The 13,604-nt window shown below is 72.1% G+C and carries 13 protein-coding genes; 3 read left to right on the top strand and 10 right to left on the bottom strand.

The genetic code is table 11. The annotated features are described in order from the left end of the window. Window positions 1-84: 84 nt before the first annotated feature. From ACFWBY_RS34455 to ACFWBY_RS34445, 3 genes are all read right to left on the bottom strand, one after another. Window positions 85-909: an inositol monophosphatase family protein gene (locus ACFWBY_RS34455; RefSeq protein ID WP_385339122.1), complete on the bottom strand. Its 825-nt coding sequence runs from the start codon at window positions 907-909 to the stop codon at window positions 85-87. A 136-nt stretch (window positions 910-1,045) separates the two neighbouring features. Beyond that, the gene (locus ACFWBY_RS34450; RefSeq protein ID WP_385339124.1) at window positions 1,046-1,219 is read right to left on the bottom strand and encodes a hypothetical protein; all 174 of its coding nucleotides are present in this window, start codon (window positions 1,217-1,219) and stop codon (window positions 1,046-1,048) included. Window positions 1,220-1,274: 55 nt separating this feature from the next. Next, a complete protein-coding gene (locus tag ACFWBY_RS34445; RefSeq protein WP_385339126.1) occupies window positions 1,275-3,749 on the bottom strand; it encodes a tetratricopeptide repeat protein in 2,475 nt (824 codons plus the stop codon). A gap of 180 nt (window positions 3,750-3,929) precedes the next feature. Here ACFWBY_RS34445 and ACFWBY_RS34440 point away from each other — a divergent pair, with 180 nt between their 5' ends. Both ACFWBY_RS34440 and ACFWBY_RS34435 read left to right on the top strand, forming a co-directional pair. Beyond that, entirely contained in the window at window positions 3,930-4,385 is a 456-nt protein-coding gene (locus tag ACFWBY_RS34440; protein WP_385339129.1) for a carboxymuconolactone decarboxylase family protein, read from the top strand. Window positions 4,386-4,458: 73 nt separating this feature from the next. Continuing rightward, entirely contained in the window at window positions 4,459-4,938 is a 480-nt protein-coding gene (locus tag ACFWBY_RS34435; RefSeq protein ID WP_385339131.1) for an iron chaperone, read from the top strand. Between the two features lie 47 nt (window positions 4,939-4,985). Here ACFWBY_RS34435 and ACFWBY_RS34430 read toward each other — a convergent pair whose 3' ends face one another. The 7 genes from ACFWBY_RS34430 to hppD are packed head-to-tail and all read right to left on the bottom strand — an operon-like array spanning window position 4,986 to window position 11,776. Continuing rightward, window positions 4,986-6,287, bottom strand: coding sequence for an MFS transporter (locus ACFWBY_RS34430; RefSeq protein ID WP_385339134.1), 1,302 nt, complete (start codon window positions 6,285-6,287; stop codon window positions 4,986-4,988). A 47-nt stretch (window positions 6,288-6,334) separates the two neighbouring features. Further along, the gene (locus tag ACFWBY_RS34425; protein WP_385339136.1) at window positions 6,335-6,775 is read right to left on the bottom strand and encodes a GNAT family N-acetyltransferase; all 441 of its coding nucleotides are present in this window, start codon (window positions 6,773-6,775) and stop codon (window positions 6,335-6,337) included. Between the two features lie 3 nt (window positions 6,776-6,778). Continuing rightward, complete coding sequence (locus tag ACFWBY_RS34420; protein ID WP_385339138.1) at window positions 6,779-7,381, bottom strand: thiamine pyrophosphate-dependent enzyme; 603 nt, start codon at window positions 7,379-7,381, stop codon at window positions 6,779-6,781. A gap of 4 nt (window positions 7,382-7,385) precedes the next feature. Then, window positions 7,386-7,922 carry a thiamine pyrophosphate-binding protein gene (locus tag ACFWBY_RS34415; RefSeq protein ID WP_385339141.1) on the bottom strand — a complete coding sequence of 179 codons (537 nt, stop codon included), beginning with the start codon at window positions 7,920-7,922 and terminating at the stop codon, window positions 7,386-7,388. Beyond that, window positions 7,915-9,387, bottom strand: coding sequence for a PLP-dependent aminotransferase family protein (locus ACFWBY_RS34410; protein ID WP_385339145.1), 1,473 nt, complete (start codon window positions 9,385-9,387; stop codon window positions 7,915-7,917). Before ACFWBY_RS34410 ends, ACFWBY_RS34415 begins: the two co-directional genes overlap by 8 nt. Next, window positions 9,384-10,532, bottom strand: a complete 1,149-nt coding sequence (locus tag ACFWBY_RS34405; RefSeq protein WP_385339147.1) for an alpha-hydroxy acid oxidase — start codon at window positions 10,530-10,532, stop codon at window positions 9,384-9,386. The genes ACFWBY_RS34410 and ACFWBY_RS34405 overlap by 4 nt, the downstream gene beginning before the upstream one ends. Beyond that, a complete protein-coding gene (gene hppD, locus ACFWBY_RS34400; RefSeq protein WP_385339150.1) occupies window positions 10,532-11,776 on the bottom strand; it encodes a 4-hydroxyphenylpyruvate dioxygenase in 1,245 nt (414 codons plus the stop codon). Before hppD ends, ACFWBY_RS34405 begins: the two co-directional genes overlap by 1 nt. 423 nt (window positions 11,777-12,199) lie before the next feature. Here hppD and ACFWBY_RS34395 point away from each other — a divergent pair, with 423 nt between their 5' ends. Next, entirely contained in the window at window positions 12,200-13,576 is a 1,377-nt protein-coding gene (locus ACFWBY_RS34395) for a DUF6002 family protein (protein WP_385339153.1), read from the top strand. Window positions 13,577-13,604: the final 28 nt, after the last annotated feature.

Raw genomic sequence — 13,604 nt, 5'->3', positions numbered from 1 at the left:
GTCCGGTGGCGGCACCGCCCCCAGGGTATTGCGCGTGTCCAGGGGTGCAATCCTCGATCCGCGCCAACTCCGTTCGCCGTGGGCTCACTCGCCCCGCAGCAGTTCCCGGACGCGTACCGTCGTGGCCTCGTCCCGGCCGACCGCGAACGGCAGCGCGTTGTCCCGGTCCACCCGGAAGGGGACCCGGTCGACCGTGCTCTGCGCGCCGCCGGCCTCGGCGACCAGCAGCAGCCCGGCCGCGTGGTCCCAGGCCGACGGCCAGGTGAAGGCCAGGCCGTCCATCTCTCCCCGGGCCACCCGCAGGTACTCCAGCCCCGCAGAACCGCACGGGCGGGCGGCCACCCCGGGTACGTCCAGGCGCGCCAGGATCCGCTGGTCGTCCTCGGAGGTGTACAGCGGGTGGGCCGTGGCGATCCGCAGGTCCGCGCCCGGCTCGGGCGCACCGCTGTGGATCCGCACCCCGTTGACGTACGCACCCTGCCCGCGCACGGCGGTGGACATCTCCTCCAGCGCCGGGGCGAAGGTCCAGGAGGCGAGTATCTCCCCGCGGTGTGCGAGCGCGACCAGCGTGCAGAACGCGGGGTCGCCGTGCACGAACTGCCGGGTCCCGTCGACGGGGTCCACGATCCAGACCGGGGCGTCGGCGCGCAGCGCCCGGTACACGTTCGGATCGGCGTGCACCGCTTCCTCACCGACCACGGCCGACCCGGGCAGCAGCCGCGTCAGGGCTGCCGTGAGGTACTCCTCGGCCTTGCGGTCGGCGTCGGTCACCAGATCGTGCGGGCCGGCCTTCTCGTCCACCTCGTGGTCGGCGAGCCGGCGGAATCGCGGCATGATCTCGATCGCCGCCGCCTTGCGGACGGCCTCGTCGACGGCGGACAGGTCACGGGCGAGGAATTCATCGATCATGCCTCCAGCAAAGCACGACCGGCTGACAAACCCCACCGACGGAACGGGCGGACCGCCGACCTCCGGGTGGCCCGCGGGTGAACGGCGCCGGCCCGGCCGCCCCGCCCCCCGGCGCGGTACGGACCGGGTCACCGCACTAGTCGGTGGCGAGGTCGCCGGCCTCGGGGGTGCGCGGGGCCGCGTGCTCGAAGTTCCCGTCCTGGCCCTGCGGCGCGACGCTGACGTGGTTGTCCGCGAAGGCGGGCCCCGCGCCCAGCGCCGCCAGGGCGAAGGCGGCGGTGGCGGCTGTGGCGGCGGTTCTGAAGTCCATGACGGTCCCCCCGGTCCGGCCGGCCCTCGGGCGGGCCGGCTCGGGGACCAGGCTGTCAGGAGCGGGCGGAGTCCTGCAACATCGACGGGACGATCGCCTCCCGCACGGCCCGCCCCGCCGCGCGGTGCTCGGCGGCCGCGACCGGATCCGTCCCGTCGAGCAGGACGGCGATCCCCTCGTGCGCGAGCGCCTCCTCGTGCCGGTAGCCCAGTGCCGGGGCCAGCTCCAGCGCCTGCCGGTGCAGCCGCAGGGCTTCCTCGGGAAGGCCCGCGAGCCGGCAGGTCTCCCCGTAGCCGTTGAGGAAGCGGATCTTCCAGTGCTCCTCGAACAGCTCGTCCAGCAGTGCGAACGCCTCCCGGTGACTGGTCAGCGCCTCCTCGTAGCGGCCCATCTGCCGCAGCGCGACGCCGAGGCAGTTGAGGCACCAGGCCTCGTTGTTCATGTGGCCGTCCTCGCGGGCCAGTGCCAGCGCCCGGTGCAGGTGCTCCGCCGCCTCCTCGGGCGCCTCGCCGGCGATGGCCACGCCGAGCGTGATCCGGGCCGTCAGCGTGGGCGGCCACGACGGGTCCGCGTGGGGGATGTCCAGCACGTCCCGGGCCCGCCGCGCCGCCTGCTCCCGGTGTCCCAGCTGGAGCATCGCCCAGGCCTCCGCCGCGGCCGCGTGGGCCGCGCCGGCCGGGGAACCGCCCTCCTCGAACAACTTCCCCGCCAGCGCGAAGAGTTCGAGCGGTTCCTCGGCGCTCCCCTCCTCCCACCGCAGGTAGCCGCGCCGCATGGCCAGTTCGGCTTCCGAGCGCGTGTCACCCGCCTCGGAGGCCCGGATCGCGGCCGCCTCGTACGCGGCCCCGGCCTCCGCCGTCCGGCCCGCGTTGTAGCGGGCGAAACCCAGATCGCTGTAGGCCTCGGCCAGTCGCAGCGGATCGCCCAGGCGCTCGGCGGCGGCGAGCGACCGCTCGAAGAGGTAGTTGAGGTGCGTCGTGCCGCAGCGACGCGCGAAATAGGCCCGCAGGAAACGCGGCAGCTCGCACACGTGCACGTCGGCCCCGACGGCGACCGCGGTCTCGAAGACGGCGATGAGGTTCTCGTACTCCGAGACGAGCCAGGCCAGGGCCGCGTGCTTGTCCGTGAACCGCGGCAGCGCGGCCGGGGCCCGTCCCGCGGTGGGCGCCCGGCCGGGCGACAGGACCGGCATCGCGGCGTCGGCCGCGGCCGCCGCGTGCACGTAGTAGTCGAGGAACCTGGCCAGCGCCCGTTCCCGCTCGGCCTGCGGGTCCTGCAGAGCACAGGCCTGGCGGGCGTGCTGGTGCACGAGGTCGTGCAACCGGTAGCGGCCGGCCGTCGGCTGCTGGACGAGGTGCGCGTCGACCAGGTCCTCCAGCATCTCCCGGGCGCCTCGCAGCGGCACGTCCGCCAGCGCCGCCGCCAGGTAGGCGTCGAAGGACCCCCCGGGCAGCAGGCCCAGCATCCGGAACAAGCGGGCGTGGGCCCGGTCCAACTGCCGTACGGACATGGCGAACGCGGTGTCGAACTCGCTCGCGCCCTCCGCCAGCCGCTCGACGAGGATGCCGACGGTCCAGCCCGGCCGGTGCCGCAGCCGGGCCGCGGCCAGCCGCAGGGCCAGCGGCAGATGGCCGCAGAGCCGCAGTACCTCGGCAGCGGAATCCGGTTCGCGGGCGAGGCGGCCCCCGGGGCCGCCGGGGTCGCCGCTGGCACGGGCCAGCAGCTGCGCGCTCTCCTGCGGGCTCAGCACGTCCAGGGACACCGGGGGAACCTCGTCCAGGCCCAGCAGCCGGTTGCGGCTCGTGATCAGGACGACGGAGGGTCCCGCTCCGGGCAGCAGCGGACGGACCTGGTCGGCGTCGGCGGCGTTGTCGAGGACCACGACGGCCCGTCGGCCGGCCAGTTCCGACCGCCAGCAGGCGGCCAGCTGCTCGATGCCCTCCTGCGGGACCCTCTCTGACGGGACGTCGAGCGCGCCGAGCAGCATCCTCAGCGCGGAGTCCGGATCGAGCGGCTCCCGGCCTTCGGTGAATCCGTGCAGGTCGACGTAGAGCTGGGCGTCGGGGTAGTCGGCGGCGAGCCCGTGCGCGGCGTGCACCGCGAGGCAGGTCTTGCCGACGCCGGCCATACCGTCGACGGCGACCACCCGGTGGCCCTCCAGCGCGGCGAGCACGGTGTCGAGCTGGGCCTCGCGTCCGGTGAAGTCGGGCACGTCGCGCGGCAGGTCGTTGCGGGGTTTGGGCTGGACCTGGCGGCTGGCCTTCGGGGGCGCCGGCAGCGGGTTCGAGGACCGTTCCCACAGGGGCCGCAGCGGGCGGGGGTCGCGCTTGACGAGCCGGCAGAGGGCGACCACCGCGGGCCACGGGGGCACGGTCCGCCCGCCGAGGTAGCGCGAAAGCGACGAGGAGCTGAGGCCGGTGTCCCGCGCCAGGGCGCGTACGCCGAGTCCGGACAGTTCCTGGAGCAGGCGCAGCCTGGCGGCCAGCTCCTCCTGAGGGCCGGCCTCGGCCTGCCGCTGTTGTGCGTCCACCGTTCCCCCGCTCCCGTGTCCCACTGCGGCAGAAGTATTCCGGGGCCGGTCGGCGCTGGTCAATGCAGTTCCGGCTGTCCCACGGCGTCCCACCGTCATCGCCCGGACGCGCCGGGACGGCTGTCATGGAGTCACACCCCGGGGGAACCGGGGAACCAGACCGGAAGAGGAGCGAACACCATGCAGTCTCGTATGCAGAACCCCGCCGTCGTACTGTCCGACGCCATGCAGCCCATCCAGCAGATCTTCAAGGCCGTGCACTCCGGCGGGGTGGACGAGCAGACGCTGGAACTGGTGCACCTGCGGGTCAGCCAGATCAACGGCTGCAGCGCGTGCGTCGACGGCGGCGCCAAGTCGGCCCGCAAGGCCGGAATGAGCGATGAGCGCCTGGCCGCGGTCGCCGCCTGGAGGGAGGCGCCGTACTTCACCGACGAGGAGCGGGCGGCCCTGACGCTGGCCGAGGCCGCGACACGGCTGGCCGACCGCCCCGACGCGGTGAGCGACGAGGTCTGGGACACGGCCGCCACCTACTTCGACGAGAAGCAGCTGGCCGCGATCGTCCTGATGATCGGTGTCACCAACATGTTCAACCGCCTCAACGCCACGACCCGCCAGATCGCCGGCGCCTGGGGCTGAGGGGCGCGAAAGGCCCCCGCTCCCGGCACGGCGACGACGCCCCCCTCAGCCAACGCCCGTAAGGAACAACGCGATGACGAACACGAAGAAGCCCTCCGAGAACACCACCGCGACCGGCACGGCCTTCCAGGGGTTCACGGACGAGGAGCGGGGCGCGATGAAGGAACGCGCCCGGGAACTGAAGGCGTCGGCGCGCCGCGGGTCGCGCGCCGACAAGGCGGCGGAGGAGGAGGCCGCCGTGGTCGCGAAGATCGCCGAGATGCGGGACTCGGACCGGGTCATGGCGGAGCGGTTCCACGCGATCGTCAAGCAGAGTGCGCCGGAGCTCGCGCCGAAGCTCTGGTACGGGATGCCCGCGTACGCCAGGGACGGGAAGGTGGTCTGCTTCTTCCAGAGCGCGGAGAAGTTCAAGGCGCGCTACGCGACGCTCGGCTTCAGCGACCAGGCGCACCTCGACGAAGGCTCCATGTGGCCGACCTCCTACGCCTTGAGGGAGCTGACCGCCGCCGACGAGGCGAGGGTCGGCCTCCTCGTGAAGACGGCGGCGGGCTGAGCCGCCGCGAAGCTTGCGGACCCCCGTGGACGCCGCGCACCACGGGGTCAGCGGGATTGGTCATCGAGCCGGGATTCCACCGTTCCTCCCCCTGTCGGCCCGGGCGTTGGGCGGGCCGCGATCCTGCGGTGCCAGGCGGAGGCACCGACCGCCGCGAGGATCGACGTGGTGCCGCCGGCGGCCAGCGCGACCCTCGGGTCCGAGGCGGCGGCCAGCCAGCCGATCAGTGGACCTCCGATGGCCGTACTCCCGTTCAGGACGAGGACGTACAAGCTCACCACCCGGCCCCGCATCTGCATGTCACTGGCCAGTTGCAGGGTGGCGCTCACGCCCGAGGTGAAGAGCATGCCGCACAGGCCCGTACAGGTCAGCAGGGCGCAGAACAACACGAAGGAGGGCGACAGCGACGCCGCGACCTCCAGTATCCCGAAGCACAGGGCCGCGCCGGTCAGCATCGCGGGCCGGACCTCTGTGCGCCGGGCCGCGGCCAGGGCTCCGCAGAGGGATCCCAGGGCAAGGAGCGTGGTGAGCAGGCCGTACGCTTCGGGGCCCCGGCCGAAGACGGTCTTGGTGAAAGAGGACAGGAACACCGGGAAGTTGTAGCCGAAGGTGCCCACGGCGGCCGCCATGCTGATCGGTATCACCAGCCCGGGCTGCCCGGACACGTAGCGCAGACCCGCCCTGACCTGCTTGCGCGCCCGGGCCGCGCGCGGCCCGGCACGCAGGTCCCGTTTCCGCATCAACAACAGGGCCAGCACCACGCAGAGGTAGGTGCCGGCATTGAAAGCCATGGCCCAGGAGCCGCCGACACCGGCGATGAGTACGCCCGCCACCGCCGGGCCGGTCACCTTCGCGAGCTGCCCGGCAGCCGAATTGAGCCCGAGGGCCGCACTCACGCCCTCCCGGCCCACCAGTTCCGTCACGAACGCCTGCCGGGTCGGGATGTCCACCGCGATCAGCACCCCCAGCAGGGCGGCGATCAGGTAGACGTGCCAGACACGGATGTCCCCGGTGAAGGCGAGCAGGGCCAGCACCCCGGACAGGGCGCCCATCAGGCTCTGCGTGGCGAGCAGTACCCCCCGCTTGGGCAACCGGTCGGCGATGAGGCCGCCCCAGAGACCGAAGAGCAGCAGGGGCACGCTTTGGAGGGCCATCGTGATGCCGACCGCGAAGGTGCTTCCGGTCAGCTCCAGGACGATCCAGTCCTCGGCGACGCGCTGCATCCAGGTGCCGGTGTCCGACACGACCTCCCCGGCGAGGAACAGCCGGTAGTTGCGGTGGCGCAGCGCCTTCGAGGCGTTGCCCCGGCCCGCTCCCTCCCGCTTCCTCGGCCCCGGCAGGCTCGTCACAGCGCTCGCCCGGCCGAGCACGTCTCATGCGTGGGCACCATGGATCGTCAGCCGTCCGCGATCTCGACGCGATAGACGTTGGTCTGTCGCCGTTCGAAGCCGAGCCGTTCGTAGAGCCGGTTGGCGGCCTCCCTCGACGGACGGGACGTCAGGTCCACGGTGCGCGCCCCCGCAGCCCGCGCGGTATCGAGCGCCGCGGTGATCAATGCGGCGCCCACCCCCGCCCCGCGCGCGGCCGTGTCCACGACCACGTCTTCGATCCAGGCCCGCAGTCCCGTGGGGAGCGGGAACATCGCCAGTGTCAGGGTGCCGACGATCCGGCCGTCCAGACGGGCGACCAGGAGGGTGCTGGCGTCGCTCTCCACGATCTTCGTGAGCGTTTGCGCGGTCAGCGGCTTCGCACTGCCGGAGAGCTGGGACAACAGCGCGGACAGGGCGTCCACCGTCTCGCTCTCCGGACTCCGTACGGCTTCGACGAGAAGGTCCACGGGTCACCGGCCCCCTGTCGTGACGGCGGGCGCGGGCGCCGCCACGGCGCGGCGGAACCGCTCGGCGATGCCTGCCAGATCCTCGGACACGCGGGGCGGTGGGGCGTCGGCGTCGGGTGCCACGAGGCAGCGGATGAAGACCGGCCGGCGGCAATCCCGGGCGATGCGCGGAAGGTGGGTGGACAGGTGGTCCTCCTCGGTGAAGACGTGCGTGTCCCGAATGCCGCACGCGCGGGCCCAGGCGCTCAGGTCGGTGGTGTGTCCCGGCGTCGGCTGGCCGCCGGTGGAGTCGTAGCGTCCGTCGTCCAGTACGGCATGGATCAAGGGAAGGTCCGTGGCGGCGCCCGCCGCAATGAGGCCCACGGGATTCATCAGCAGGCTACCGTCACCGTCGACGACCAGCGTGGTTCTCCTGGCCGACAGGGCGAAGCCCGTGCCGATCGACAGGGCGAGGCCCATCGAGCCGGTCATGTAGAAGTGGTGGTCCTGGCGGGTCATCGAGGCGGCGATGCGCGAGATGTAGCCGGTCGCGAAGATTGCCGGCAGGTGCGGCACGGCGGCCACGATCGCCGCGACGGCCGCCGATTTGGTGAGGGTGCGGGACATGGCGCTACGACCTCCAGGAGAACGCGTCGGGCCGGACCAGGAGGGCGTAGGCGCGCCGCTCCTCGGTGAGGACGCGGTGGGCGACGGCCAGTTGCTCGTCGGCCCGCTCGCTCACCAGGCACGCGGATTCCACTCCGAGGCCTGCCAGGATCGGCTCCGTCAGCTGCCCCATCACGAGGTTCTCCGACGTCCGGTCGGGATGGATTCCGCGCAGGCTGACCACGAGCAGCATGGGGATGCGATACGGCACGACGAGGGACGCCAGCGCGTTGACCGACTGGCCGAAACCGGAGTTCTGCATCAGTACCACGGGGGTCCGTCCGGCGAGCGCGGCCCCGGCCGCCATCGCGACGGCGTTGTCCTCCCGCGCGACCACGTGGTAGTCGTCGCGGTCTCCCAACAGGGAGAGCAGCGGCGCCAGTACGCCGCAGGGCGTCCCGAAGTAGGGGCCCAGCCCCCGTGTGATCAGACCGTCGTGGACCGACCGCGCCGCGCGTGCGCCCGGCTCCACGTCCCTTGCGCCCAGCGCACGGTCACGCATGTGGGCTCCCTTCCTCTTCTTCCTCGTCACGCACGGGCCGTTGCCCTTGCCCTTCAGATCCGGCGGACAGGGGCGGTCCGCTGCGGGAAGACCTCTCGGTGACCATCGCGGCGAGCCGTCGCAGCCCCTCGTCGATCCGGTCAGGTGTCAGCTGGCTGTACGAGAGCCGCAGGCGCCGCGCGGTCTCCGGGGCATCGAAGAAGTGCCGCATGGGCGTCCAGAGCACCCCGTGCTCCGAGGCGGAGTGCGCCAGGAGCTCGTCGTCGGCGGGGAAGGGGACGTCCAGGACGAGGAAGAACCCGCCCTTGGGGACGTTCCACCGCACACCGGAGCCACGGCCCGGCGGGAAGTGGCGCATGAGGCCGGCCAGGATCCTGCGCCGGTTGGCCCGGTAGAGCTCCCGCTCCCGTTCGTTGGCCTGCGCCAGGCTGTACCCGCATGCGAGCAGCTTGCCTGCGATGACGGCCTGGGCGATCGGTGAGGTGTTCACCGTCAGCATGCTCTTGATCTTGGCGAGCTGGTCCGCGAGCAGCGACACGCCGCCTGCGGCGTCCGCGACCCGCTGGTCGGCCACCACGAAGCCGACCCTGGCGCCCGGCAGCGCGCTCTTGGCGTACGAGCCGAGATACAGGACGCGGCGGTGGCGGTCCAGTGACTTGAGCGTGGGGATACGCGTCCCGGTCGCGGTGAAGAGGCCGTAGGGGTTGTCCTCGATCAGGAGCAGGTCTTCGCGCCGTGCCAGGTCGAGGAGCCTGTGACGGGTCTCCAGATCGAGGCTGACGCCCATGGGGTTGGCGAAGTCCGGTACGAGGTAGCAGGCGCGTGGGCGCAGCCCTTCACGCCGGGCCCGCTGCACCACCGAGGCCAGGTCCGCGAGGTCGACGCCCCGGGGACCGCCGCGCACGGGCAGCACGGGGAGGTCGATGAGGCTCGCCGCGCCGGTGAGCCCCACATAGGTCGGGGAGACCGCCAGTACGACGTCCCGCTCGTCCCCGCGCAGTGCCCGCAGGACGAGGAAGAGGGCCTCCTGGCAGCCGACGGTCACCACCAGGGCCTCGGGGTCGGCCTCGATCCCCTCGTCGGTCCTGAGGTTCTCGGCGATCAGGTCGTGGATGACGCCCTTGGTCCTGCCGTACTGGAACAGGGTGCGCGCGGCCTCCTCCCGGCTGAGGTGCTGCTGCTCCCGCAGGTGGCGTTCGTACGTCCTGAGGTACCGGTGGATCTGGTCCACGTCGAAGAACCCTTCGAAGGGCCTCCCCGCGGCGAAGGAGATCGCGTCCGGGTACCGCGAGGCGATCTCGTTCAGGAAGGTCATCGACTCCGACACGGGGTCCGTGAGCGACCGGTGCAGCCGTCCGAGTTCGAGATCGATGTCGAGATCGCCGTCGGTGTCGGTGTCGGTGTCGGTGTCGCCCGGAGCGGGCGGGACCGGCGTGGCGGGGACGGAAGCGGGCAGGCTCCTCACCGGTGGCCTCCGTCCTGCGCCGTCGCACCCCTGCGCACGTGCACGTTCCGTACGTCCGCCGGGTGCGCGCACCCGGTCAGACCGAGGGCGTCCCTGAATTCCGCCTCCAGCAGGCCCAGCACTTGCTGAACCCCCTGTTGCCCGCCGAGGGCGAGACCCCAGAGCAGCGGGCGTCCGATCAGTACGCCGTCGGCGCCGAGGGCGAGGGCCTTGAGTACGTCGGTTCCCCGGCGGACTCCGCTGTCGAGCAGGATCTGGATGCGGTCGCCCACCGCGGAGCGGACCGCGGGGAGCGCGTCGATGCTCGCAACGACGCCGTCCAGTTGCCGGCCTCCGTGGTTCGACACCACGACCGCGTCGGCGCCGCATTCGGCGGCCCGTGACGCGTCGTCCGGCGCCAGGACGCCCTTGATGACGAGGGGCAGCGCGGTCGCGCTCCGCAGCTTCTCGACGTGCCGCCACGTCAGGTCCGGCTCGAAGGCGCGTTCGGTGTGCGCGGCGACGGCCGATCCCCCACCCGCGGCGCGGGGACGAGTCCGGCTCGCCGCGGCCGGCGCGTCCACCACCTCGGCGGTGAGGTTGGCGGCGGTCACCGACGCCGGAAGCGCGAAGGCGTTGCGCACGTCGCGGATCCGGCGGCCCATCCACGGTACGTCGACGGTGAACACGAGGGCCGTGCATCCCGCGTTCTCCGCACGCCTGACGAGATCGAAGGTGGCCTCGCGGTCGCGCAGCCAGTACAGCTGGAACCAGAGGGTCCCGGCCGCGGCCGCGACCGCTTCCAGCGGTTCGCTGCTCAGGGTGCCGGTGGTGAAGGGGATCCCCGACTCCTTGGCCGCGCGGGCCGCGGCGAGTTCCCCCTCGGGGTGGACCAGGGCCTGGTACGCCATGGGGGCGGTGGCCATGGGAAGGGCCGCCTCGGTGCCGAGCAGGGTGGTGGCCGGGGATCCGTCGGACCGGTCGGACAGCACCCGCGGTGTCACCCAAAGCCGGTCGAAGGCCGCCCGGTTCTCGGCGAGGGTGACTTCGTGACCGGCGCCGCCCGCGATGAAGTCCCGGATCTCGGGCCGCAGCAACAGGTCCGCGAGCTGCCGCACCTCCTCGACGCTGGCGGGCACGGTGCCGGGCAGACGGGTCGAGGGCATCACTTCGACCGCTCCTGCCGTCCGGCCGGTCCGTGCCCCTGCTCCCACCCCTCGCCCTCGGTCCGCTGTGCGCCGAGAGCCTGGTGCCTCTGGCGTTCCAGCTCCACCACCTCGTAGAGCGCCTTGATGTTGGCACTGCCGAAGGTCGTGCCGCCGAAGCGTTCGATCACTTCGAAGAAGAGCGTGTTCCGCGGGTGGACCGAGCGGGTGAAGATCTGGAACAGCTGTCCGTCGTGGTCCTCGTCCACCAGCACGCTCAGCCGCCGCAGTTCCGCGAGCGGGTGGCGTGTCACCGCCACGCGCTGGGACAGCACCTCGTAGTACAGGCCCGGGGTCGTGAGGAACGCGACCCCGCGTTCGGCCAGCGCCGGCACCGAAGCCACCACGTTTACGGTCGAGAAGGCGATGTGCTGCACGCCCGAGCCGCCGTGCTCGGCCAGGAAGGTGTCGATCTGCCCGGGGTCGGCCGTGGGGTCGGGCTCGATGACGGTGAACGTGAGCGACTTCGTGGCGCTCTGCACGACCTTCGAGAGCATGGCCTGTCCGCCGACGACGATCCGCTCCTCGTAGATCTCCCGGAACCCGAAGGCCCGCACGTAGAGATCGGTGAGCGCCGCCATCTGCCCGGGCCGGACGCAGACGGCGAAGTGGTCGACCTCGAGCAGTCCGGTGCCGATGTCCGCGCCGACCTCCCCTTCGGCCTCAAGGGAGGTATTCGAGGCGGCAGTTCGCACGGGTTCCGCCGCGAGCTCGAATCCGGGCGGAAGCGCCTCGACCTGCTGTTCCCCGGCCGGCTGTTCCCGTTCGAGGAGGGTCAGTGTGACGTCGTCCAGGCCGCTGGCAAGAGTCGCGTGGATGACGTCCTTGTCGCGGTCGTGGCGGTCCGGTGGCGTGAGCGGGCATGCGCCGACGCGTACGGCCGACTCGAACACGGCGTGCGCGTCCCGGGTCCGCAGCCCGATGTTCGCCACGCCGTCCCCGTGTGCCCGCACGTACGCGCACGCCGGATGGGCCGGATCGAGCCCCTCCGTCAGGACCAGCGAGATGGCGCCCTGCCGTACGAGGACACTGCGGAAGCCTTCCTCGGGGGAACCTCCGCGGCCTGCTATGCGAAAGCCGTAGCTGTCGGTCCAGAAGGCGAGCTGTTGCTCCAAGTCCCCCACGTAGAACTCGACGTGATCGAGTTGCAGGTCGCTCACGGGTGGGGGTTCGACGACCGCGAGGCCGGGTGGTGCGGATTTCACGTGTGATCCCTTCCTCGGCCGGTCGGGCGCGGTTCAGGCGGCGCCTCGATCGGCCCTGGTCAGTCAGTGCGTGATCGACAGCGAGGCTAACGGGGAATCAGTGCAATGTCACGCAGCATATTGCAATGTCAGAATGCCCGAGGTTAGTGTCAACTGCTGCCCGCACCGGTGGACTTGTCGGTGCGCCCCCACCGGTCCCGACCGGCCGCCGTGAGGCCGCCGCCCTGTGGAGCCCGTCGGATGTCCGGTCGGCGCCGGGCGGACGGACGACTGCGCGGCGTGCCGGACGCCGGCCCCGGCCCGGGCACCAGGGGCGGCGCTCGGGCGGCAGGAACCGAGCGCGGACCGGCCCCGGCCCGTACGACGTCACCGGCCGACAACTGCAACCATCCGCGGGATCCGCCGGCCCGGAAGGGATCAGACTTGCTCATCAAGAACGCTCTGGCGCACTACTACGAGCACGTACAAGAGGCCCTGCACACGCTGCTGGGCCGGCCGCAGGACCCGGGAGCCCCGGGCGGCGGCACACCGGGCGGGGGCGACTTCACCCCCGGCACCGCCCTGCCCGCCCTCACGGACCCGGTCCGTCACTTCTTGTCCGTGTCCGACATCGCCCACGCGCCCATGCCGTCGTACCGGGGCAAGCGACTCTCACTGCTGGACCTGACCGGCAACCCCGCCACGATGACCACCAAGACGTTCGCCTCGCTACTCATCGTGGCCCGCGCGGTGCGCTTCATCCGGGACACCGGGCAGCGGGTGTCGATCATCACCCCCTCCTCCGCGAACAAGGCCATCGCCCTGCGCGACGCCGTTCTGCGGGCCATCGACGCCGGGCTGGTCACCCCGCAAGAACTCAACGTCGTCGTGATCGTCCCCGCCGGCTCGGTGCCGAAGCTGCGCAGCTCGCTCCTTGCTACGGACCCGCACCTGCGGGCCCGCAACCCGATCGCGGTGTACCACGGCGATCATCCGGGGGCGGTCAAGACGCTCGCCCGCGCTGTCGTCGACGACCACAGCGGAGAACTGTCCAGGAGCGCGGACACCCACCTCTGGTACACGCTCCAGATCGAGAACTACCTGGCGGCCGACACCGTCAGGGCGCTGTCCGAGGCGGAGTTCTTCGCACCCGCGCCCGGAGTGCCGCGCCTCCACGCACACGCGGTCTCCAGCGCGTACGGGCTGCTCGGCCACGCCTTCGGCCGGACCGTACTCCCCCGGGCGCTGCGCCAGGACTCCCTCCCGCCGCACTACTTCCTCGTCCAGCACCTGGGGGCCCCGGACATGGTGCTGGACCTCTACCACGGCTCCTGCGACCCGTCCTTCGCACCCCGGTACGCGTACGACCCGGCGACCGGCCTGTACCGGCAGGACCAGGACGAACGGTTCCCGAAGGTCACCTTCGACCCCCAGGAGAACCTGGACTCGACCTTCTACACCCGCAACCCGCCCACCCGCGAGCGCATGACATCCCTGATCCACGCCGACGGCGGCGGTGGCATCGTGGTGTCCCTCGCCGAGTGCCTGGAGCGCTACGGCCACGTCAGGGCGCTGCTCGGCGAAGCCGGCGTGACCCTTCCGGCGGACCCCCGGTCGCTGCGCGAGTGGTCGCTGGTCATGGCGGTCACGGGCGTCCTCAACGCCGTCGACCGGCGGCTCGTCCAGGAGGACGACATCCTCGTGCACGGCTCCGGTTCCTATAGCGTCGCCGACTTCGCGCCCGTACCCGACGACGCCCTCTGGCCCGTCGCGGACACGTCCTCCCTCCGGGACGTCGTCTTCAAGGCGTCGGCCCTGTGACCGGCCGTCCGACCGCTCCGTCCGGCCC

The sequence above is a fragment of the Streptomyces sp. NPDC060049 genome, from assembly GCF_042736715.1.
In the GTDB taxonomy this organism is placed as follows: domain Bacteria; phylum Actinomycetota; class Actinomycetes; order Streptomycetales; family Streptomycetaceae; genus Streptomyces.
This window is presented reverse-complemented; position numbering and strand designations above follow the sequence as displayed.

Coding starts and splice junctions, on each gene's coding strand:
- ACFWBY_RS34455 (WP_385339122.1), bottom strand. CDS start 909: ATGATCGATGAATTCCTCGCCCGTGACCTGTCCGCCGTCGACGAGGCC.
- ACFWBY_RS34450 (WP_385339124.1), bottom strand. CDS start 1,219: ATGGACTTCAGAACCGCCGCCACAGCCGCCACCGCCGCCTTCGCCCTG.
- ACFWBY_RS34440 (WP_385339129.1), top strand. CDS start 3,930: ATGCAGTCTCGTATGCAGAACCCCGCCGTCGTACTGTCCGACGCCATG.
- ACFWBY_RS34435 (WP_385339131.1), top strand. CDS start 4,459: ATGACGAACACGAAGAAGCCCTCCGAGAACACCACCGCGACCGGCACG.
- ACFWBY_RS34420 (WP_385339138.1), bottom strand. CDS start 7,381: ATGTCCCGCACCCTCACCAAATCGGCGGCCGTCGCGGCGATCGTGGCC.
- ACFWBY_RS34415 (WP_385339141.1), bottom strand. CDS start 7,922: ATGCGTGACCGTGCGCTGGGCGCAAGGGACGTGGAGCCGGGCGCACGC.
- ACFWBY_RS34405 (WP_385339147.1), bottom strand. CDS start 10,532: ATGCCCTCGACCCGTCTGCCCGGCACCGTGCCCGCCAGCGTCGAGGAG.